At 71.8% G+C, this 20,149-nt stretch carries 23 protein-coding genes; 13 read left to right on the top strand and 10 right to left on the bottom strand.

Translation table 11 applies throughout. The annotated features are described in order from the left end of the window. Positions 1–77: 77 nt before the first annotated feature. Positions 78–653 (top strand): MOSC domain-containing protein, encoded by a 576-nt coding sequence (locus CVO96_RS00620; protein WP_103309186.1) that lies wholly within the window; start codon positions 78–80, stop codon positions 651–653. On the opposite strand, the gene CVO96_RS00615 is transcribed toward CVO96_RS00620, so the two are convergent. The 3 genes from CVO96_RS00615 to CVO96_RS00605 are packed head-to-tail and all read right to left on the bottom strand — an operon-like array spanning position 640 to position 2,440. Then, entirely contained in the window at positions 640–1,302 is a 663-nt protein-coding gene (locus tag CVO96_RS00615; protein ID WP_103309185.1) for an LrgB family protein, read from the bottom strand. The genes CVO96_RS00620 and CVO96_RS00615 overlap by 14 nt on opposite strands. Next, positions 1,299–1,727 (bottom strand): CidA/LrgA family protein, encoded by a 429-nt coding sequence (locus CVO96_RS00610; RefSeq protein ID WP_243398098.1) that lies wholly within the window; start codon positions 1,725–1,727, stop codon positions 1,299–1,301. Before CVO96_RS00610 ends, CVO96_RS00615 begins: the two co-directional genes overlap by 4 nt. Next, positions 1,724–2,440 carry a 5'-methylthioadenosine/adenosylhomocysteine nucleosidase gene (locus tag CVO96_RS00605; RefSeq protein ID WP_103309183.1) on the bottom strand — a complete coding sequence of 239 codons (717 nt, stop codon included), beginning with the start codon at positions 2,438–2,440 and terminating at the stop codon, positions 1,724–1,726. Before CVO96_RS00605 ends, CVO96_RS00610 begins: the two co-directional genes overlap by 4 nt. Positions 2,441–2,512: 72 nt before the next feature. Here CVO96_RS00605 and CVO96_RS00600 point away from each other — a divergent pair, with 72 nt between their 5' ends. Then, positions 2,513–3,745, top strand: coding sequence for a MalY/PatB family protein (locus CVO96_RS00600; protein WP_243398096.1), 1,233 nt, complete (start codon positions 2,513–2,515; stop codon positions 3,743–3,745). Here CVO96_RS00600 and hisG read toward each other — a convergent pair. Together hisG and CVO96_RS00590 are read right to left on the bottom strand one after the other, a co-directional pair. Then, the gene (hisG, locus tag CVO96_RS00595) at positions 3,742–4,392 is read right to left on the bottom strand and encodes an ATP phosphoribosyltransferase (protein WP_103309182.1); all 651 of its coding nucleotides are present in this window, start codon (positions 4,390–4,392) and stop codon (positions 3,742–3,744) included. The two genes, CVO96_RS00600 and hisG, sit on opposite strands and share 4 nt — an antisense overlap. Next, positions 4,389–5,573 (bottom strand): ATP phosphoribosyltransferase regulatory subunit, encoded by a 1,185-nt coding sequence (locus CVO96_RS00590; protein ID WP_103309181.1) that lies wholly within the window; start codon positions 5,571–5,573, stop codon positions 4,389–4,391. Before CVO96_RS00590 ends, hisG begins: the two co-directional genes overlap by 4 nt. A gap of 114 nt (positions 5,574–5,687) precedes the next feature. Here CVO96_RS00590 and CVO96_RS00585 point away from each other — a divergent pair, with 114 nt between their 5' ends. The 6 genes from CVO96_RS00585 (at position 5,688) to CVO96_RS00560 (ending at position 10,354) form a co-directional block, all read left to right on the top strand. Further along, complete coding sequence (locus CVO96_RS00585) at positions 5,688–6,278, top strand: hypothetical protein (RefSeq protein WP_103309178.1); 591 nt, start codon at positions 5,688–5,690, stop codon at positions 6,276–6,278. A 78-nt stretch (positions 6,279–6,356) separates the two neighbouring features. Then, on the top strand, positions 6,357–6,950 hold the full coding sequence (locus tag CVO96_RS00580; RefSeq protein WP_103309176.1) for a DedA family protein: 594 nt from the start codon (positions 6,357–6,359) through the stop codon (positions 6,948–6,950). 58 nt (positions 6,951–7,008) lie between these two features. Then, positions 7,009–7,761 carry an endonuclease III domain-containing protein gene (locus CVO96_RS00575; RefSeq protein WP_243398095.1) on the top strand — a complete coding sequence of 251 codons (753 nt, stop codon included), beginning with the start codon at positions 7,009–7,011 and terminating at the stop codon, positions 7,759–7,761. Next, positions 7,758–8,810: a 3'(2'),5'-bisphosphate nucleotidase CysQ gene (locus CVO96_RS00570; RefSeq protein ID WP_103309174.1), complete on the top strand. Its 1,053-nt coding sequence runs from the start codon at positions 7,758–7,760 to the stop codon at positions 8,808–8,810. The genes CVO96_RS00575 and CVO96_RS00570 overlap by 4 nt, the downstream gene beginning before the upstream one ends. A gap of 9 nt (positions 8,811–8,819) precedes the next feature. Further along, positions 8,820–9,407, top strand: a complete 588-nt coding sequence (locus CVO96_RS00565; RefSeq protein ID WP_103309172.1) for a GNAT family N-acetyltransferase — start codon at positions 8,820–8,822, stop codon at positions 9,405–9,407. 23 nt (positions 9,408–9,430) lie between these two features. Beyond that, positions 9,431–10,354, top strand: coding sequence for an NAD(P)-dependent oxidoreductase (locus tag CVO96_RS00560; RefSeq protein WP_103309170.1), 924 nt, complete (start codon positions 9,431–9,433; stop codon positions 10,352–10,354). Between the two features lie 53 nt (positions 10,355–10,407). On the opposite strand, the gene mnmA is transcribed toward CVO96_RS00560, so the two are convergent. Beyond that, positions 10,408–11,589 carry a tRNA 2-thiouridine(34) synthase MnmA gene (mnmA, locus tag CVO96_RS00555; protein WP_103309168.1) on the bottom strand — a complete coding sequence of 394 codons (1,182 nt, stop codon included), beginning with the start codon at positions 11,587–11,589 and terminating at the stop codon, positions 10,408–10,410. Positions 11,590–11,683: 94 nt separating this feature from the next. On the opposite strand from mnmA, the gene lysA reads away from it, so the two are divergent. Further along, the gene (gene lysA, locus CVO96_RS00550) at positions 11,684–12,850 is read left to right on the top strand and encodes a diaminopimelate decarboxylase (RefSeq protein ID WP_103309165.1); all 1,167 of its coding nucleotides are present in this window, start codon (positions 11,684–11,686) and stop codon (positions 12,848–12,850) included. A 38-nt stretch (positions 12,851–12,888) separates the two neighbouring features. Next, positions 12,889–13,899: a nuclease-related domain-containing protein gene (locus CVO96_RS00545; protein WP_103309163.1), complete on the top strand. Its 1,011-nt coding sequence runs from the start codon at positions 12,889–12,891 to the stop codon at positions 13,897–13,899. 58 nt (positions 13,900–13,957) lie between these two features. Here the strand turns inward: CVO96_RS00545 and CVO96_RS00540 are convergent, their stop codons facing one another. Then, complete coding sequence (locus CVO96_RS00540; RefSeq protein WP_103309162.1) at positions 13,958–14,587, bottom strand: phospholipase A2; 630 nt, start codon at positions 14,585–14,587, stop codon at positions 13,958–13,960. Positions 14,588–14,733: 146 nt separating this feature from the next. Between CVO96_RS00540 and CVO96_RS00535 the strand changes: the two genes are divergently transcribed. Next, positions 14,734–15,378, top strand: a complete 645-nt coding sequence (locus tag CVO96_RS00535) for a TetR/AcrR family transcriptional regulator (protein WP_103309160.1) — start codon at positions 14,734–14,736, stop codon at positions 15,376–15,378. Between the two features lie 130 nt (positions 15,379–15,508). Beyond that, a complete protein-coding gene (locus tag CVO96_RS00530; protein ID WP_103309158.1) occupies positions 15,509–16,276 on the top strand; it encodes a TerC family protein in 768 nt (255 codons plus the stop codon). A 114-nt stretch (positions 16,277–16,390) separates the two neighbouring features. Here the strand turns inward: CVO96_RS00530 and CVO96_RS00525 are convergent, their stop codons facing one another. After that, positions 16,391–17,383: a DMT family transporter gene (locus CVO96_RS00525; protein WP_243398094.1), complete on the bottom strand. Its 993-nt coding sequence runs from the start codon at positions 17,381–17,383 to the stop codon at positions 16,391–16,393. 135 nt (positions 17,384–17,518) lie between these two features. Between CVO96_RS00525 and CVO96_RS00520 the strand changes: the two genes are divergently transcribed. Beyond that, positions 17,519–17,776 (top strand): NAD(P)H-dependent oxidoreductase subunit E, encoded by a 258-nt coding sequence (locus CVO96_RS00520; RefSeq protein ID WP_103309156.1) that lies wholly within the window; start codon positions 17,519–17,521, stop codon positions 17,774–17,776. A gap of 48 nt (positions 17,777–17,824) precedes the next feature. On the opposite strand, the gene CVO96_RS00515 is transcribed toward CVO96_RS00520, so the two are convergent. After that, the gene (locus tag CVO96_RS00515) at positions 17,825–19,102 is read right to left on the bottom strand and encodes a S41 family peptidase (protein WP_243398093.1); all 1,278 of its coding nucleotides are present in this window, start codon (positions 19,100–19,102) and stop codon (positions 17,825–17,827) included. Between the two features lie 277 nt (positions 19,103–19,379). Beyond that, a complete protein-coding gene (locus CVO96_RS00510) occupies positions 19,380–19,931 on the bottom strand; it encodes a hypothetical protein (protein ID WP_103309152.1) in 552 nt (183 codons plus the stop codon). Between the last annotated feature and the right edge of the window lie 218 nt (positions 19,932–20,149).

The raw sequence follows: 20,149 nt of genomic DNA, 5'->3' as shown, positions 1-20,149 counted from the left end.
GCCCAGCATCCCGGCTGGCCCGGGGGGAGTCAAGGGCGTGGGATACGGGCCCGGAAAGGCCCGCTAGACTGCCCGGTATGGAACTTCTGAGCGTCTGCGTGGGACAGCCGCGGGCGGTGCGGAGCAAGTCCGGCTGGAGCGGTATCCACAAGCGTCCCGTAGACGGCGCCGTGTGGGTGGGCCGGCTGGGCCTGGAGGGAGATCACATCCTGGACACCGAGAACCACGGCGGCGTCGACCAGGCGGTGTACCTTTACACCGAACAGGATTACGCGTACTGGGCGCAGGCCCTGGGCCGGGCGCTGGAGCCGGGCACCTTCGGCGAGAACCTGCTGGTCTCGGGCCTCGCCTCCGCGGGCGTGCCCATCGGCCAGCAGCTGCGGGTGGGCGCGGCGCTCCTGGAGGTCACCGCGGCCCGCGTGCCCTGCGTCACCCTGGCCGAGCGGATGGACGATCCGGGCTTCGTCAGGCGCTTCCGCGAGGCGCGCCGGCCCGGGATGTACGCCCGCGTGCTGCAGGAGGGTGAGGTGCGGGCCGGCGACCCGGTGACCTGGGCCAACCAGAGGCCCCAACACGCGCCGACCATCCTGGACGATTTCGAGGCCTTCTACCGCCGGCATCCGGACGCGGCCACGGCCGTCAGCTCCGGCTGACCACCGCCACGACCAGGGTCACCGCCAGGGCCGCGAGCCCCATGCCGATGGAACTGGCCGCGCCCGTGAGTTCGCCCTCCTCGCGGGCGCGGGCGGTGCCGACGCCGTGAGCCACCGCGCCGATGGCGAGGCCCCGGGCCAGCGGATGGGTGATCCCGAGCGCCGTGAGCACCGCCGGCAGGAGCAGCGCGCCGATCAGGCCCGAGAGCACCGCCAGGGTCGCCGCCAGGGCCGGCGGCGCCCCCGTGAAGGCGGCCAGCTGCAGCGCCACCGGGCTGGTGGCGGGGGCCGTGATCAGCGAGCGCTGGGCGTCGGCGCTCAGGTTCAGGGCCCGCGACAGCAGCACGTCCACGACCACGCCCGCCAGCGTGCCGCTCAGGCCGCCGACCACCAGCGCCCGCCACTGCCGCGCCAGGAGGGCCCGCAGCCGGTACAGCGGCACCGCCAGCGCCACTATGGCCGGCGCCAGCAGGAATTGCAGCGGCTGCACCTCGCGCAGGTAGGTAGGGTAGGGCACCCGGAAGAGCAGCAGCGCGGCGGCCACCCCCAGGGTGGCGACCAGCGTCGGGTTGACCAGCGGCGAGCGCACCCGCAGTTGCAGCACGGTTCCCAGCGCGAAGGCCAGCGCGCTCAGCGTGACCCAGATCATGCCCTCACCAGCCGCGAGGCCAGCGCCCCGGCCAGCCCGGCGCCCACCAGCAGCCCGGCGGTCATCACGAGCAGCCACCAGCCCCACGCCGCCCCCGCCGCGAGGTACTGGATAAAGCCCACCGTGGCCGGCACGAACAGGAGGCCCAGGATGCCCAGCAGGCCGTCGGCGGCGTCTGCGATCCAGCGTAGGCGGATGAGCCCGCTGCCCAGGGCGCCCCATAGCAGGGCCATGCCCACCACCGAGCCCGGCAGGGGCAGCCGGGTCAGCGCGACCAGCGCCTGCCCCGCCGCGGCGAACGCCAGCAGGATGCCCAGGCCCAGCACGAAGCGCGCCGGGGCCGGCAGGCGGGCGGTGATGGAGTCCGGAGGAGCGGGCGGCCGGGGTGCAGGCGGGGTTCCGGGATCGACCCCCCGGTCGCTCACCCGGCGTCGGTGGGCTGGCCGGGCGTGCCCGACAGCCGGGCCAGCATGCCCCGCACGACCTGCTTGGCGTGGCGGGCCACGCGCGGCATGAACTCGCGGTAATCCACCGGGGCGCCGGTGTCGGCGGTGTCGCTCACCGACCGGATGACCACGAAGGGCACGCCCGCTTTGGCACACACCTGGGCCACCGCCGCGCCCTCCATCTCGGCGCAGGCGGCCCCGAAGCTCTGCCACAACCGCGCCACGCCCTGGGGCGACGCGATGAACTGGTCGCCACTCGCCACCCGGCCTTCCATCACGGTCACGCCCTCGACCGTGCGGGCCGCCTGCACGGCCACCTGCCGCAGCTCCGGATCGGCGGCCCAGGCCGGCGGCTCGCCGGGCACGGTGCCCAGGTCGTAGCCCAGGGCGCTCACGTCCACATCATGCTGCACCAGATCGGTGCTCACCACGATGTCGCCGACCCGCAGCTCCGGGTGCACGCCGCCGGCCACGCCCGTGAAGATGACCCGGGTCGCTCCCTGCACCAGCAGATGCGTGGTGGTCATGGCCGCGTTCACCTTGCCGATCCCGCCACGGGTGAGCAGCACCTCCACGCCGTCCAGCGTGCCCCGGTGCAGGGTCACGCCGGGCAGCTTCAGGTCTTCGCGGGCCTGCAGATCCGCGAGCAGCAACTCGATTTCCTCGTCCATCGCCCCTATGATCGCCAGCATTCCGCCCAGTGTACGCGGCGCGCGCCGGGCGCGACTTGCCGAACGTTCACCGGCCAGGGGTATGCTCGGCCCATGACGCGCCTGCCCCCCCCCGGCCCGCACCCCGCCGATCCGCGCGATGTGCTGGACGCCCTCGCGCTGCGCCACCCGGACTCAATCAAGTGGAACCACTTTCCGCCGGACGTCATTCCCATGTGGATCGCGGACATGGATTTCCCAGTGGCGCCGGCGATCCTCTCAGCCCTGCACGAGCGGCTGAACCACGGGCTGGGCTACCACATGATGGCCGGCGACCCCCAGCTGATGCCGCTGCTGCGCGCCCACCTCGCCACGCAGGGCCTGACCGATCTGCCCGACGACGGGATCGCCATGCTGCCGGGGGTCGTGCCGGGGCTCTACGCCACGGTGCACGCCCTGACCACCCCGGGCGAGCCGGTGGTCACCATGACGCCCATCTACCACCCCTTCCACCTGGCGATCACGGATCTGGGCCGGCGGGTGGCGGGCGTGCCGCTGCGCGAGGGCGAGCACGGCTACGAGATCAACTGGGCCGCCATGGACGCCGCCGCGCGGGGCAGCCGCCTGCTCATGCTGTGCCACCCGCACAACCCCACCGGGCGAGTCTGGACACCGCTGGAGCTGGAAAAACTGCGCGATCTGGCGCTGAGCCGCGACCTGTTCGTGGTCAGCGACGAACTGCACGCCGACCTGCGCTTCAGCGGCCAGTCCTTCGAGTCCTTCGCCGCCGATCCCCGCGTCCGCAGCCGCACGATCACCCTGACCGGCCCGTGCAAGGCCTACAACGCCGCCGGCCTGGGCATCGGCGCGATGATCGGACACAACGCCGGACTGGTGAAGCGCGTGAAGAGTACGGCCGGCGGCCTGATGGGCCACGAGGGCGCCCTGAGCGTGACCATGTGGCGCGCGGCCCTGCGGGATGCCGGCCCCTGGCTGGCGGAGACCGTGGCCTACCTGAAGGACAACCGCGACTTTCTGAGCGCCTACCTGCGCGAGCACCTGCCCTGGGTGAAGTTCACCCCGGTCGAGGCCACCTATCTGGCCTGGCTCGACCTGCGTGCCCATCCCCGCGCCGGCGACATCCAGAAGTTCCTGCTCGACGAGGCCAGGGTTGCCGTTCACGACGGCCCAGTCTTCGCCTCGGATGCCTGGAAGGCCCAGTACCAGGGCTTCATCCGCCTGAACTTCGCCACCAGCCGCGCCATCCTGACCGAGGCGCTGGACAGGATGCGCGAGGCGCTGGACGGGGGGATGGAGAAGCGACAGGAGACTGAGCCCGCGTTTTAATCCACAGCCTGTTCCACCGCCACCAGTTCCCGCAGCCGCTCGATCAGGGGCCGCAGCCGCTCGCGCCGGAGCTTGAGGGCGGCGCGGTTCACGATCAACCTCGCGCTGGAGTGGAACAGCACGTCCACCTCCTCCAGGTTGTTGGCGCGCAGCGTGGAACCGGTCTGCACGAGGTCGATGACCGCCTCGGCCAGCCCGGTCAGGGCCGCGAGTTCGATGTTGCCGCTCAGCTTCACGATCTCGGCTGGGATGCCCTGGGCGTTCAGATAGGCGCGGGCGGCGCGCGGGTACTTGGTGCCCACGCGGTTGATCGGCGCGGTGGCCCCGACCTCGCGGATCAGCGACAGGCGGCACCCGGCGAAGCGCAGGTCGATGGGCTCGAACACGGCCCGCCCCGACTCGATCAGCACGTCCTTGCCCACGATACCCAGGTCGGCCACGCCCAGATCCACGTAGACCGGCACGTCCTGGTTCCGCAGTTCCAGCAGGGTCACGCCCGGGAACTCGTGGCGCAGGGCGCGGGACTTCTCGGGCAGGCTCAGCGGCAGCCCGGCGCGCGACAGCAGCGACACGGCTTCCTCCAGAATGCGGCCCTTGGGCAGCGCCAGGGTCAGGTGATCCGGGGCGTACACCGGGGCGGGGCTCACGCGCCCACCTCCGGGGCCGCGCTCCACTGCCCGCCCTGAATCCAGCGCCGGATGCCGCGCGCCCGGCTGAAGCGCGCCAGCTCCTCCCGGTTCTCCGTCCAGGCCAGCTCGGCGAAGAGGCCGGCCGCGCGGGCGTGCTCGGCCCCGGCCAGGTCGAGGGCCAGCACGACCTCGGGCTCGGGGGGCAGGGTCGCGGCGATCGCGCGGGTCAGGCGCTCTAAGCCCATGGCGAAGCCGGCGCCCGGCAGCCCGCCTTCCAGGGCGTAGCGCCCGCCGCCCAGCACCGGCTGGTTGAGGCCCGGAGCGTAGGCCCGGAAGGTCAGGCCGGTGTAGTAGTCGTACCGCCGGCTGACGCCCAGGTCGAACAGCAGCGGCCCGCCGAAGCGCTCCGAGACGCCGCGCAGGTGGCTTAGGGCCGCCTGGGCACGCTCGCCGCGGGCCAGGCCGGCAGCGGTGTCCAGCACCTCGGGGCCGCCGTAGAGGTCGGTCAGGGCGTGCAGGGTTCCCGTCACGCCGGCCCCCAGCCCCCCCCGGCGCGCCAGCAGATCCACGTCCGCGCCGCTCTTGCGGTCGATGGCGCTGTGCAACTCCTCGCGCGCCGTGGCCGAGAGGCCCTCGTCGGCCAGCACGGCGTCCACGAAGCCGGGGTAGCCCACCTCCAGCTGGGCGCCGACCTGCACGTCCCGCAGCGCGGCGGCGGCCAGCTGCAGCAGCTCGGTGTCGCTCTGCACGGTGTCCACGCCGATCAGCTCCACGCCCACCTGATTGAACTCGCGCAGGCGGCCCAGTTCGCTGGTCAGGGCGCGCAGCCACAGGCGGCCCGAATACTGGAGCCGCAGCGGAAAGGGGCCGGCCGGAAAGCGCGAGCGCACCAGCCGCCCGACCGCCGTGGTGAATTCGCTCCGCAGGGCCAGCACCTGACCGCCCGAATCGATCAGCTTGAAGGCCAGAGCGTCCTGCGGGTGGGCGGCGCTGGCGTACTCCAGGGCCGGCACCTCCACGCCGCGGTAGCCCCAGGCGCTGAAGACCCCGGCCAGCCGGGCGCGCAGGGCCTCGCGCTGCGCCCACTCGGGCGGCAGGACGTCGCGCGTGCCCTCCGGGATATGGGCCGGTGGCCCGGCGGCGGGCCGGGAGGGCAGCGGGCTGGAACCGGGGGCGGCGGACGGACTCACGGGGCGCATTCTAAGCGGGCGGCCCGGCCCTGGGCGCCAGATGGCCAGGGCCGGCGGGCCAGACGGATCATTCCCCCCTCCCGGCCGGTCTGCCCCCGGTGCGGCGCCGGTATACTTTCACCCATGCGCCGCCCGACCTTCCTCCTGCCCGCGGGCGCCCTGCTGCTGGTGCCCGCCCTGGCCCTGGGCCTGAGCGGCTGTGCCCGCACCAGCGACACCTTCAAGCCGCGCATCACGGTCAACAACGCCGACGGCGCGGCCAGCCGGGCCAAGTCCTTCGTGGTCGACGGCTACGCGCTGGACGACACTGGGGTCACGCAGATCACCGTGGACGGTCAGCCGCTGCCCATCCTGCCGGGCAGCCGCAAGCTGGCGCACTTCCAGTTCAAGACCCTGATCCAGGGCGAGAAGGGCCAGTACACCATCGTGGCGCGCGACGCGGCGGGCAACAGCAGCACGCTGGTGCTGCCGGTCACGGTCGACCCCACCCGGCCCAGCATCCAGATCACGCGCTTCGAGCGGGTGGGCCGGGTGATCCGGGTCAGCGGCGTGGCCAGCGACAACAGCCGCGTGACCCAGGTGGCCGTGGACGGCAACCGGCTGAACATCACGCCCGGCCCCAAGGTGGAGTTCTACGCCGAGACCACCGGCATCTGGGCCGATATCGACGCGGTGGACGCCGCCGGCAACCGGGCCACCCTGCGCGCCCGCTGAGACCCCGGACGCCGCACGCTCTGGAGCCTGCACAGTTTGGATGAGGGAGGCCAGCGCTTTCCGGGATAGCCTGACCGCATGGAATCCCTGATCCACACCATTCTCGCCTTCTCGTACATCGGCATCTTCCTGATCGTCTTTGCCGAGACGGGGCTGCTGGCGGGCTTCTTCCTGCCCGGCGACAGCCTGCTGATCGCGGCCGGGCTGCTGGCGGCGGGCGGCCAGCTGAACCTCTGGGGCGTGATGGCGGCGGTGGTGGCGGGCGGCATCCTGGGCTGCATCTCCGGCTATTTCATCGGGCAGCGCTTCGGCCCGGCCATCTTCCGCAACCAGAACTCGCGCTTCTTCAAGCCGCAGTACGTGACCCAGGCGCAGGCCTTCTTCAAACAGTACGGCCTGCAGGCGGTGATCCTGGCGCGCTTCGTGCCCATCGTGCGAACCCTGGTGCCCACGCTGGCCGGAATCAGCCGGATGCCGCTGGGCATCTTCACGCTCTACAACGTGGTGGGCGCGGCCCTCTGGGGGATCGGGCTGCCGGCGCTGGCATACTCCTTCGGCCGCCTGATCCCGAACCTCGACCAGTACATCCTGCTGATCGTGGGCGTCATTCTGGTGCTCAGCGTGCTGCCGATCGTCTTCAAGGTGCTGCAGTCGCGCCGCCGGCCGGTCTAGGGCGGCGAGGGTTCAGGCGGCCACGGTCTTGAGCGGCCCTGGCCGCTAGCCTCGGGGGGTGACCCTGACCCGCTTCGCGCGCCCCCTGAGTGAGCAGGCGCCGCCCCCCGCGCACCTGAGCGAGATCGCCCGGCGGCTGGCGGCCGAGTACCTCCCGGAGCACCGCCAGGGGGCGCCGCGGCCCTCACGCAGCCGGGAACCGCTGGACGGGGTCATCGAGACCATCCTGTCGCAGCAGAACACCGCGCCCATCACGCGGCGACAGTTCGTGGCCCTGAAAGAGGCCTATCCCCGCTGGGAGGCGGCGCTGGCCGACGGCCCGGACGGCATCGAGGGCGTGCTGAAGGCGGCGGGCGGGGGTCTGTCGCGCCTCAAGGCGGGCTACATCCACGCGGCGCTGAGCCATCTGGAGGAGGCGCATGGCCACCTCAGCCTGCGGGCGGTTCACGACCTGCCGGACGCCGAGGTGCGCGCCCTGCTGGAGGGGATGCCCGGGGTGGGCATGAGGACGGCGAGCTGCGTGCTGCTGTTCGATCTGGCCCGGCCGGCCATGCCGGTGGACACCCACATCTGGCGCCTCGCGCAGCGGCTGGAGCTGACGCCCCCCACCTGGAACGCCGTCAAGGTCGAGCGCTGGTTCGACGAGGTGCTGCCGCGCGACTGGGAGGCGCGCTACACCTTCCATGTCTCGGCCATCCGGCATGGCCGCGCGACCTGCCGCGCCCGCCACCCCCGCTGCGACGTCTGCGTGCTGCGTGGGCTGTGTCCCTCGGCCGCCCTGCTGGGCCCGGCCGCTATGCTCGGGCCATGAGCACCCCCACCCCGCCCTACGCCGCCGAACTGGAGGCCGCCACCCGCCTCGCACTGGAGGCCGGCGCCCTGCTCTTGCGGTATCTGCGCGCCGGCCTGACGGTCGAGCACAAGACCTCTGCCGACGACCCGGTCACCGCCGCCGACCGCGACGCCTCGGCCCTGATCACCGCCGGCCTGGCCGCCGCCTTCCCGGACGACGGCCTGCTCAGCGAGGAGGAGGCCGACAGCCCCGCCCGCCTGCAGCAGTCCCGGGTGTGGATCGTCGATCCCATCGACGGCACCAAGGAATACGCCTCGGCCAGCCCTGACTACTGCGTCAGCATCGGCCTGTGCGTGGACGGGGAGCCGGTGCTGGGCGTGGTCTACGCGCCGGCCACGGACGAACTGTTCAGCGCCGTGGTGGGCCAGGGGGTTCAGAAGGGCGGTCAGAGGGTGAACCACGCTCCGGCCGGCTCGCTTCGGCCCGGATCATGGAGGATCGCCGTCTCCGACACCGAGTTCCAGCGGGAGCTGAGCCGCCACGACCTGCCCGGCATGGCCCCCAGCGGCAGCATCGCCCTGAAGCTGGCCCGCATCGCCGCGGGCGAGGCCGACGCGACGTTTACCATGTCGCCGCGCAGCGAGTGGGACATCGCCGCCGGTCACGCCCTGCTGCGCGCCGCCGGAGGCGAGCTGCGCCGCCGCGACGGCGCGGCCATCCGCTACAACGCGGCGCAGCCCCAGATCGAGCAGGGCATCATCGGTGGCCGGCCGGGGGCCCTGGAGTGGCTGGAGGGCGAGCTGGCCAGCCGCCGGCTGCCGACCGCCCATCTGCGGCTGGACAGCGCGGCCCCGGCCTGGGCGACCCTGGACGGGGCCGACCGGGCCGCGTTGGCCGGGCATCCCGGGGTGTCGATCCGCCACGCGGGCGGCCGCGTGCTGGCCCTGCTGGTCGTGAACCCCGAGACCCGCGAAGTGGAGCGTGCCGAGGGCGACGCCTTTCATCTGGAGAGACTGAGCCGCGACGTGACCCGCGCCCTGGGCCCGATTTCGCCCACGGCGCGCTAGGCTGCAGGGATGACCGAGCACGCCCCACCTCCCCCGACCGGCTCCGGGCCGGCGGGGCCGGGTGGCGTGACGCTCAGGCCGCTGCTCGACCTCTCGCCCGCCGAGTGGCGGGTGCTGCACTCCTTTTTCCGGAGCCGCGAACTGGCCGACTGGAACGACGCCAAACCCATCCACCTGCCCGAGTGGCTGTTCCGCCGGGTCATGCAGGACGAGGAGCGAAGCGGCGAGCGCGCGGGCTTCGGCATCCTCGACGAGGCCGGGGAACTGATCGGCAGCGCCGAACTGTACGACCTGCGCCCGCCGCCGCCGCTGAGCGCCACGGTCGGCACGCTGGGGGTCATGATCGGCTATCCGGCGCTGTGGGGACGCGGCTATGGCCGGCAGGCGGTCAGCGCCCTGTTGCGGTGGGCCTTCGAGGAACGCGACTCGCCCCTGAGCCGCGTGCGGCTGACCACCTTCGGGCACAACCGCCGGGCCCAGCGGGCGTTCCTGGCCTGCGGCTTCCGCGAGGTCGGGCGCAGCGAGCGTCCGGGCCGCACGGATGTCCACATGGAGATCACCCGCAGCGAGTGGCGCACTCTGAACGCCACCGGGTAGGCCTGCGGCCTCACAATGGCCACATGCGAGTGCTGCTGCCCGACCTGAGCGAATTCCGTGAACTGAGTGAAGTGGGCGAGCGCAGCGTGCCCGGCGCCGAGCTGGACTATTACCGCCCGGGGCACGTCCCAGCGGGGCCGGCCGACGGCGTGGTGCTGTGGCTGGCGACCTCGGCCACCCGCGACGAACTGCTGAACCTGCCGGGCCTGAAATGGGTGCTGACCCTCACCGCCGGCATCGACCACGTCATGGAGCGGCTGCCGGAGGGGGTCAGACTCTTCAACGCCAACCGTCTGCACGAGCGCGCGGTGGCCGTCCACGCGCTGGCCGGGATGCTCACGGCGGCGCGCGGCCTCCACCGCTTCCGCGACGCCCAGGCCCGCCGCGAGTGGGCGGCGCCGAAGAACCTGAACGACTCGGGGCTGGTCGGGCTGGACGGGGTGCGGGTGGTGCTGTGGGGCTACGGCCATATCGGGCGCAACCTGGCCGAACTGCTCTCGCCCTTCCACGCGCAGGTCGAGGGCATCACCTCGGGTACGCCGGAGTGGAAACGCGACGAGCTGCTCGCCCAGGCCGACTGGGTGGTGCTGCTGCTGCCCAGCACGCCCGACACGCGCGGCATCGTGAACGCGCAGACGCTCTCGCTGATCCGGCCCGGCGCCTGGCTGAGCAACCTGGGCCGGGGCAACCTGATCGTCGCCGCCGACCTGATCGCCGCGCTGGAAAGCGGCCAGATCGCGGGCGCGGTGCTCGACGTGACCGACCCGGAGCCGCTGCCCGCCGATCACCCGCTCTGGAGCCAGCCGAACGTGATCCTCACCCCGCACATCGCCAGCACCACGACCGACCTGATCCGCCGGGGCGCCGGCCTGACCCGCGATTTCCTGATCGATCTGCAGCAGGGCCACGAGCCGGAGGGCCTCGTCGAGTCGTGGCGCACGTACTGAACGGACGGACTGTCCGCACTGGGCTGAACTGAATCAGCCGCTCCGCAGGGTGCTCAACTCAGAGCGTCGGCGGACACGGGGCGGCCGGCGACGACGCCGGTGTCCGGCAAGGCCCGCGCGTGGTCGGCGATCAGGCCACCGCCCAGCAGGCGCGGCCCGGCGTACAGCACGGCGCTCTGGCCTGGCGCCACGGCGAATTGCGGCTCGGCGAACGCCAGCTCGAAGCCCGCCTCGTCGGCCTGGATCACCCGCGCCCGCACCGGGGCCGTGCGGTAGCGCACCTGCACGTCCAGCTCCGCCGGGAGCTCGGCCAGGTCGAGCAGGTAGTTGGCGGAGGTCGCCCGCAGGCCCGTCCACAGGCAGTCGTCGTAGTCGCCCACCCAGACAGTGTTGGTGGCGGGGTCGAGGTGAACCACGTGGCGCACGCGGTGGGACTGGTAGAGCCCCAGGCCCTTCTTCTGGCCCAGCGTGTAGAACTGCGTGCCCAGGTGCTCGCCCACGACCTCCCCGCTGGCGATCTCGCGGATCAGGCCCTGCGCCTGGGGGAGATGCTCGGCGACGAAGTCCTGCACCTTGCCGGGCACGAAGCAGATGTTCTGGCTCTCGGGCTTGCGGGCGGTGAGCAGGCCGCGCTCCTCGGCGATCTGGCGCACCTGGGGCTTTTCCAGTTCGCCCACCGGGAACAGGATGAAGGGCAGGGCGTCCCTGGGCGTGCCCCACAGGAAGTAGGTCTGATCCTTGCGGGGATCGTCGCCCCGCCAGAACTCGACCTCACCCTGGGCGTTCTCCACGCGCCGGACATAGTGCCCGGTCGCCACGTACTGGCAGCCCAGCATCTTCGCCTTCTTCACCAGCTCGTCGAACTTGACCTTGGTGTTGCAGTTCACGCAGGGGTTCGGCGTGCGCCCCCGCGCGTACTCGTCCAGAAACGGCCCCACGATGTGCCGCTGGAACTGCTCGCGGTAGTCCAGCAGGTAGAAGGGCACCCCGACCTGCTCGGCCACCCGGCGGGCCTCGTAGGCGGCGTCGGGCGAGCAGCAGGAGTCGAAGGTGTCGGTGCGCTTGTCGTCGGGCCAGAAGCGCATCATGGCGCCGATCACCTGATAGCCCTGATCCTTGAGCAGCGCCGCCGTGACCGAGCTATCCACGCCGCCCGACATGGCGCACAGCACCCGCGCTCCAGTCGCCACGGAGGGCGGGGAGGCGGGGGCAGCGGCGGGGGCGGGCAGACTCATACAGCCGCGCAGCTTAGCAGTTTAGAAGGAGAGTGGGCGTGAGGCGGGCGGCAATTCGCCCAGGGGATCGGCGGCCCCGGCTACACTTTCCCCTGTGAGCATCCCCCCGTCCGCCCTGTCTGCCGCCGCCGACCGCTTCGGCACGCCCCTGTACGTCTACGACGCCGCCGAACTGGACGCCGCGCTGGCCCGGGTGCGGAGCGCGTTCGGTGGCGCCCGCGTCTACTACGCCATGAAGGCCAATCCGAATCTGGCGATCCTGCGCCGCCTGCACGCGGCGGGCGTGGGCTTCGAGTGCGTCAGTCCGGGCGAGATCGCGCGGGCCGAGCATGTCGGGGCGACGGGGGAGCGGCTGCTGGTCAATGGCCCGGCCAAGTCGGAGGCCGAGTACGCCGCCGGGGGGCGGCTGGGCGCCACCTTCATCGTCGACCGCGCCGAGGAGGTGGCCCTGCTGCCCGCCCACTCGCGCGCCCTGGTGCGCGTGAACCCCGCCCTGCAGGTCAGTACCCACGATCATCTGGCGACGGGCGCGGCGGGCAGCAAGTTCGGCGTGACCCTGGAGCAGGCCCCGGCGGTGCTGGACGCCCTGCGCGCGGCCGGGCACGAGGCGCTGGGGCTGCACGTCCACATCGGCAGCGCCATCCGGGACGCGGGCGACTTCACCGCCGCCTTCGGGCGTCTGGGCGACCTGCGGGCACGGACGGGCGAGCTGCGGGTGTTGGACGTCGGCGGGGGCTGGGGCCTGGGCGCCGATCTGCACGGCATCGCCCGCGAGGCTCAGGCCACCGCCGCCGCCTTCGGGGCCGAGCTGTGGGTCGAGCCGGGGCGCTACCTGGTGGCGCAGGCCGGCACCCTGCTGACCCGGATCGTGGGCACCAAGCGCACGGGCCGCGCCTTCGCCCTGGTGGACGCTGGCATGACCGAACTGCTGCGCCCCATGCTCTACGGCGCCGCGCACCCGGTCACGCCGCTGTGGCCGGGCGAGGCGTCCGGCCTGTGGGACATCGCCGGCCCCGCCTGTGAAAGTGGCGACCTGCTGGCCCGCGACGTGCCGCTGCCCACCCCGGGGCGCGGCGACCTGATCGCCATCGGCGAGGCCGGGGCCTATGGCGCGGCCATGAGCAGCGCCTACCTGACCCGCTCCCGCCCCGCCGAGGTGATGTGGGAGCACGGCGACTGGACCGTGATCCGCCGCCGCGAGACCCCGCAGGACGTCTGGGCGGCGGAGGTGGAACCCTCCGGCCTGGACGCTGGAAATTGACAGCACGCCTTTCTCTGGGCGGATAGCCTCCTGACGTCATGATCGTCAAAGAGCTGGAGCCCCAGACCCATACGGATCCCCTGCGCCGCGCGGGCTACGACGCCGAGCAGCAGATGGCCCACTACCTCAAACGTGCTTTCGGGGATGACCCGCTGAAATCGGTGTTCCACAATCTCCGGATCAGACGGCTGGATGAAGTCGCGCAGCTGGATCACCTGATCCTCCACCGCTTCGGAATCGTGATCGTCGAGAGCAAGAGCGTCTCAGGGCAGGTCGCGGTGAACGAGCAGGGCGAGTGGACGCGCTGGTGGAACCGGCAGGGACGGGGGATGCCCTCGCCCGTCCTGCAGGCCCGGCGACAGATGGATCTGCTGGTGGCCCTGTTGCAGGATCACAGCTCGGAACTGCTGGACAGAACGTTGTTCGGCCTCAAGCAGCGGCAGTTCGCTGGAATGCGCCGTGACGTGCTGGTCGCTATTTCCGATCAGGGCCGGATCTCCCGCAAGAGCGACGTCCCCGAACTCGTGAAAGCCGATCAGGTGCCGGAGCGGGTGCTGGAGATCGTCAAAGGGGCGCAGGAGCGTGGACTCGGCGCCTTTTCCTTCAGCGACGCGGAGTTGATCAGATTGCAGGCCTTCCTGCGAACCCGGCATCAGCCTCTGGAGACGCAGGCCAGCCCCGTTCAGGCCACTCCCGTGCAGGCCAGCCCCGTGCCGCACCATACCCAGCCCCCTGCGGCTGCGCCGCGCCAGGCACCGGTTCCCCCCAGGAGACCGGCGCCAGGAGTCCGGGCCACCCAGGAGCAGCAGGCGCCGTCCCGTCCCTCCTCGGAGGTCGTGTGCCGGCACTGCGGGTCGGAGCGGTTGAGCGTTCAGTTCGGAAAATACGGCTACTACCTGAAGTGCGCGGCCTGCGCTGGCAACACTCCGACCAGGCCGCAGTGTGCCGAATGCGGGCAACCCGCGAAGGTCAGCAAGCGAGGCAGCGAATTCACGGCCAGCTGTCCAGCCGGCCACTCCTGGTTGTACTGGGTGAATCCGGCCGGATAGGGGCAGGGGAGACCGGGAGCTCCGTTTGGCAGCGCTGTCCAGGGAAACCTGTTCCCTCCTAGAAGCTGCTGCCCCCGCCGATCCGGACGCCCTCGTAGTAGGCGTAGGCGGCGCTGTAGCAGGCCGGCCGCTTGTACCAGGATTTGGCCTCGCAGACCAGCTTCATGTTGGTGTAGAAGGCGTCGTCGCTGATGGCCCGGTTGGCGTCGGTGCGCTCGTAGACCTTGAGGTTGCGGTACGCGAAGTCGTGGACGTTGCAGGGCGCCCGGAAGTCCTCGCGGTAGCCCAGGCCCAGGCCATCGGGGGCGCTGCAGCCGTCACGAGTCCAGTCGAGGCCGGGAAAGGGGAGGGCACTGCCCGCATAGGCGCCGTACTGGGCGGTGTAATCGCTGACCGGGCCCCAGCCGGTGCGCTTGACATAAGCCAGCCGGTCGCTGGCGAGATCGAGGCCCGCGAGGGCTGGAGTGCCGGGCAGGCGCAGCGTAGCAGGCCGCTCCCTGTAAGCCTCCTGCAGGGCAGCGAGCAGGCCCGGATCGTCTGCGTAGCGGGCCAGGATGGCCTGGGAACCGGTGTCCTGCAACTCCGGCCGGGAGGCGTAGTCGGCCGGGCTCGTGGCGGCCGGCAGCGGTGCCTGGGCGCAGGCGGCGAGCAGGGCACAGAGCGTGGCGGCAGCAAGGATTGGACGCATGGGTTCCTCCAGAGCGGGGGGCGCGGGAGCGGGGCGCTGGCGTATTGGGCAGTGGAGACTGGTGCCCCCGCAGTCTAAGGGAAGGGTTCGGGAAGCCGGTCAGGCGCAGGTCATGTGGAAGCCCGGGGCGCACCTATCATGGGGGCGTGACCGTCCAGCCTGTCTCCCAGAGCGCCGCCCTTCCGGAGACCACCCGCGTACGGATTCAGCAGGAGGCGGCCCGGCTTTTCGTGCAGAGCGGCTACCACGGCGTCAGCATGCGGGAGGTCGCGCAGGCGGTGGGGGTCACCAAGCCCGCGCTCTACCACCACTACGCCGACAAGGAGGCGCTGTTTCTCTCCATGCTCGACGGCGCCCTGGCGGGTCTGGCCCGGCTGGTGGAGGAGGCGTCGGCCCAGAGCGGCCTGCGCGCCCAGCTGGAGACCCTGGTGCGCGAACTGCTCGCCAGCGCACCGGAGCAGCGGGTGGGCCTGCAGCTCGCCAGTGAACTGCGGCATGTCAGTCCGGCCCGGCGCGCAGCCTTCGAGCAGGCCTACCGCCGGGTCTGGATGGGCGGCCTCTCGGCCCTCTTCGAACAGGCGGCGGCGCGCGGTGAGCTGCGCCAGGATCTGCCCCCCGCCCTGCTCACCCGGGCGTTCCTGGCCCTGACCTATCCGCTGGTCACGGGCGTGCCCCCGGCCGACCCGCAGGGCACCGCCCACGCCCTGCTCGCCGTGTATCTGGACGGCGCCACGCCTCACCACTCCCGGGAGACGACCGCCCGCCAGATGAAGACCTCTTCATCTGATTGACATGAGCTGGCCTCCACTCTTCCCGGAGGATGGGCACCAACGCGCCGCACGGGCGCGGTTTTTGGGTCTAACCCTCTTCGGCTTCCTGGGCGTGCGTGGCAGCGTCCGTTTTCGACCTGTGGAGTGACCAATGGAAACCTTATTCGGATGGATCACGCAGCCTGAGGCCTGGCTGGCGTTCGCGACCCTGTTACTGCTGGAGATCGTGCTCGGCATCGACAACGTCATCTTCATCTCGATCCTGGCCGGCAAACTGCCGCCCGAGCAGCAGCAGCGCGCCCGCACTATCGGCCTGCTGGGCGCCATGCTCATGCGCCTGGGGCTACTGTTCTCGATCACCTGGGTCTACAGCCTCAAGAACGAACTCTTCTCCGTGCTGGGCCAGGGATTCTCAGGGCGCGACCTGATCCTGATCTTCGGGGGGCTGTTCCTGCTGTACAAGGCCGTCAAGGAGATGCACGAGCAGCTGGAGGGCCCGGAGGATCACCAGCCGTCGGTGGGGGGCCGGGTCGGCGCCAATTTCGCCGCGATCATCGGCCAGATCATGCTGCTGGACATCGTGTTCAGTCTGGACTCGGTGATCACGGCCGTGGGCATGGCCGACGACATCGGCGTGATGGTCGCGGCAGTGGTCGTCACGGTGGCCATCATGCTGGTCGCCGCGCGCCCCATCGGCGACTTCGTGCAGGCCCACCCGACAGTCAAGATGCTGGCCCTGGCCTTCCTGCTGCTGATCGGCGTGAACCTGATCGCCGACGGCTTCGGCTTCAAGATTCCCAAGGGCTACACCTACTTCGCCATGGGCTTCGCGATCGGCGTGGAACTGCTCAACCTGCGGATGCGCAAGGGCCGCGCGGTTCGCCTTCACCCCACGGATCGCCAGCCTGACCCGAACTGAGCCGGAGAGGGGAGCGCTCCCGCGTCACCCCTGAGCCCCATTTCTGAACCTGCCGCGGACACCGCGGCAGGTTTTATTCATCCGCGAATAGGCCGGCGCCGTGCGGCCACCTGCCTACGGTGCGGTCGGAGGGGCCGCGGCCCGGCGCCCGGACTCCGTGGGCCAGTTGGCGAGCGCGGCGCCCGAGAGGATCACCCCGGCGACCAGCCACACGCTCAGCGGCAGACGTTCATGCAGAGTCAGGGCGCTGAGGATCAGCGCGATCACCGGGGCCAGGGTATTCCAGACGCTGGTGCGCGCCGCCCCCAGCACCTGTGCCCCGCGCGCCCACGCCAGGTACGCCACGACATTCGCCCCCAGCGCGCTCAGGGCCACCCCGAGATAGGCCCCGGCCGGGACGTCGGCACTGATCTGGACGTGCCCGAGCGCGAAGGCCAGGTAGGGCAGGCAGCCCAGCGCCAGACTGAAGGCCACGAAGGGCAGGGCGCCGACCCGCCCCGAGAGCGTGCGGTTGAAGACCGTGTACAGCGCCCAGGCAGTCGCCGCGAGCAGCAGCCACGCCATCCCCGCGAGCGTCACGGCCGTGCCGGGCTGCCGGGTCAGGGCCAGCAGCCCGAGCAGGCCGCAGAACGCCAGCGCCACCCCGGCGACCTGCCGGCGCGTGAAACGCTGCCCGAACAGCAGCCCCAGCGGCAGCACCAGCACCGGCACCATGCCGTTCACCACGCCCGCCACCCCTGCCGGACTGAGCGCGATCCCGTGCAGGAAGAAGGTCTGGAACAGGGTGTTGCCGAGCACCCCCACGCCGGCCACACTGAGCCAGGTGCGGGCGTCCCAGCGCGGCCAGCCGCCCATCGCCCGCAGGGCCAGCGGCACCATCACGCCGCCCGCGATCAGGAAGCGGCCCACGTTGATGGTCTCGGCGTTCAGGAAGCGCAGCAGGGCCTTGAGAACCACGACGTTCGCTCCCCACAGCACCACCGTGACGATCACGCCCAGCAGAGCCGTGCGCGACTGGGCCGGGCTGTAGGTGGTCAGGGGAGACAGAGACGCCGCTGGCGGCCGGGGGGAGGCCAGGGTCTGGCGCTGAGGAAGGGAAGGGGGCACAGTCCCCGGAGGATAGCCCCCTCGGGAGCGCCCGGCCTGCCGGGTTCAGCCGCCCAGCCGCTCCTGTCCGGTGAACGCGCCCATGGAGCCCCGCTTCATCCGCTAGGATGACCCCGCCACCAAGGAGGCTGCGTCTTGCCCGTCACCCGTCTGGAAATCTGTACCGAACACCTGTCGATCGAAGTCCGCGAGGCACTGCTGGACGCGGTGTGGAACGCCCTGAGGATCAGTCCGGGGATGGTCACGGCCGACGGCAACGTCGAGCTGGCACTGGCCCAGTGCGATCCTGACATCCGCCCCGAGGACGCGCCGCTGGTGCGCGTCGACGGCCAGGAGTTCCGCAACGTGACCCCGGAGCGGCTCGTTACCCTGATGAAGCGCTGGTCGAGGTAGCGCTGCTCAACGGAGGGCCGATCCGACGGCCCCTGAGACAAAGCCCCGTCAGGGCGCCCCCACCGCTGGAGTCTGGTCGGCAGCCCCCGCCTGGAGGGCCTGCAGGGCCGCCTCCAGCGTCGTGTCCCGCCCCTGGGTGGTCAGCAGGCCGATGTCCAGCGGCGCCAGCACATCCGGCGTGATGCGCTCCGGCAGCGGCTGGCCGTCGGCCGTGAACGCCCTGAGGATGGTCACCGCCATCACGCCGCCGTCGGGCAGCGGGCCGAAGGTCACGCCGCTGTTGCCCACGCCCCGGGTGGCCTCGCCGACCGCCAGCACGCCGGCCTGCCGGGCGAAGAAGGTGAAGACCTCCGAGCAGGACGCGGTGTTCGGCCCCACCAGGATCGCGGCCGGGCCGGTCCAGACGCCGGGCCGGTCTCCATTCACAAGCAGATCCAGGGGGCGGGGCTCGGCCCCGTTCAGGCCCCGGTAGGTCTGGCTGCCCTGGCGAAACTGCATCCGGTACTGCACGGGCGCGAACACGCTGGCCGCCGCCACGCACTCGGCCAGGCTGCCCCCGCCGTTGAACCGCAGATCGACCACCAGCGCCCGCGCGCCCGCCGCCTTGGCCTCCTGCAGCCGCGCCAGGAACAGTTCGGAGGCGTCGCTGGGCAGGAAGGTCGGGTAGGAGATCACGGCGACCCTGCCGTCCGGCCCGGCCCAGCCCAGGGTCGGCACGTCCCGCGCCTGCAGGATCCGGGTGCTCAGGCTCAGGGACTGCTCCGCCTGCCCGGCCCGCCTGAGCGTGACCTGAAGGGGCGCCCCGGCGCGCTCCAGCCGGATGAACTCGTTCGGGCCGACCGCCGCGTTCACCGCGCCCCGTTTGCCCGCCGCCTCGCCGTTCACGGTGGTCAGCAGGTCGTTGACCTTCAGGCCCCCCTGCTCGGCGGGGCTGCCCGGCATCAGCGAGACCACCAGCAGGCCGCCCTCGACCCGCACGACCCGCGCGCCGGTGCGGGGCACCGCCAGATCCTGCGAGACCTCCTGCAGGCGCAGGGCGGCCTCCGGGTCGCGCACGGCCATGTGGGCGTCGCCGAATTCGCGCAGCAGGTCGCCCAGCACGCCGCGGGCGGTGGCGAAGTCGCAGGCGTCGCCGGCCGGGGCGCAGCGCTCCTCCAGAATCCCCCGGTATTTCTCGCTCAGCGCCGGCAGGTCGGCGGTCGACCAGCCGTAATACTCCCGCAGCGCGCGCCCGGTCGCCGCCTGATACAGATCCGTGGCGGGGCTCGCCCAGGCCGCGCCCAGGGTCAGACCCAGACACAGGGCGCGCACGGAAAAACGGCGCACAGAGAAAGAGCGCAGCGCCGGGCGGCGGGCCGGTCGGAACCAGAGGGGGGGCACACCCCAGGCTAGCGTCCCCCCGCCCCCCCGGCGTGATGACCGCGTCCACAATGTCCCCCGGATGGGGGAGGGCGGCCGGAGTGGGCGGCCCCGAGGTCAGGAAGAGTCTTCCGCCTGATGGGCTGTGCTCAGGAAGACGTGCCCAGCACGAGTCGTCCAGTCTGCGCTGCGGACTGTACCCGTCCGGTCTACCCGGAAGCTGGCTCTGACCCTCCGGCGGTTCCTAGAACTTCGCCTGTGCCTTGAGCGACGTCAGGCTCAGCGACTCGCCCTGGAGGGCCTGACCACCCGTGACCTGGACGCCGAAGTAGCCGTGGCCGGTGCGGGCGGCTGCGTCCAGCGCCGGGCCGCTCAGGGTGAAGGCCCGGCTCGCGCCCGCCTGCACGCTCACGGTGCCGATGGCCTGCGCCGCCTCGTTGGCCGGGCTGCAGGCATACGCGGGCGGAACGACCGGCAGCGCCGTGCAGGAGCTGCCCAGGTCGCGCAGGCTGCTCCGCACATACACCTTCAGGCTGCTCAGCGTGCCGCCCGTGGCCGCGTAGGTCGCGTTCCCGCTGATGCTCAGGCCCTGCAGCGCCGCCGCCAGGGTGGAGCCGCCCAGGACGTCACGGTCCATGTACACGACCTGACCCATCGAGAGGGCCGTGTTGCCCAGCGGAATGGTGGCGTCCGGCAGAGCGACCGGCGGGGTGGGGATGACCCCGCAGGAGGCCAGGGCGAGCAGGGCGGCCAGGGGCAGGCTGGCCTTTACGGATCTGTGGGTGGGCGTCTTCATGGATCGTGACCTCCAGGGTCGGGGATGGACGTGGGCAGGGATCGTGTCCGGGAGGCCGATCTGGCGGAACCAGAGCACGCGGCCACGACGGGCACGTCTGCCAGCCTACCGTGTGGGCTTCCGACCTCCGGCGGTCTTCAGGACTGTGTGAAGTCGGGGCTGTGTAAAGCCGGGGCACCGGCGGCCATTGCGGGCCCGCCGGTGCGGCCGGGCCCGGC

The organism is Deinococcus koreensis, assembly GCF_002901445.1.
GTDB classification, from domain to species: domain Bacteria; phylum Deinococcota; class Deinococci; order Deinococcales; family Deinococcaceae; genus Deinococcus; species Deinococcus koreensis.
The sequence above is the reverse complement of the archived record's forward strand: the minus strand, read 5'-3'. Positions and strand labels throughout refer to the sequence as shown.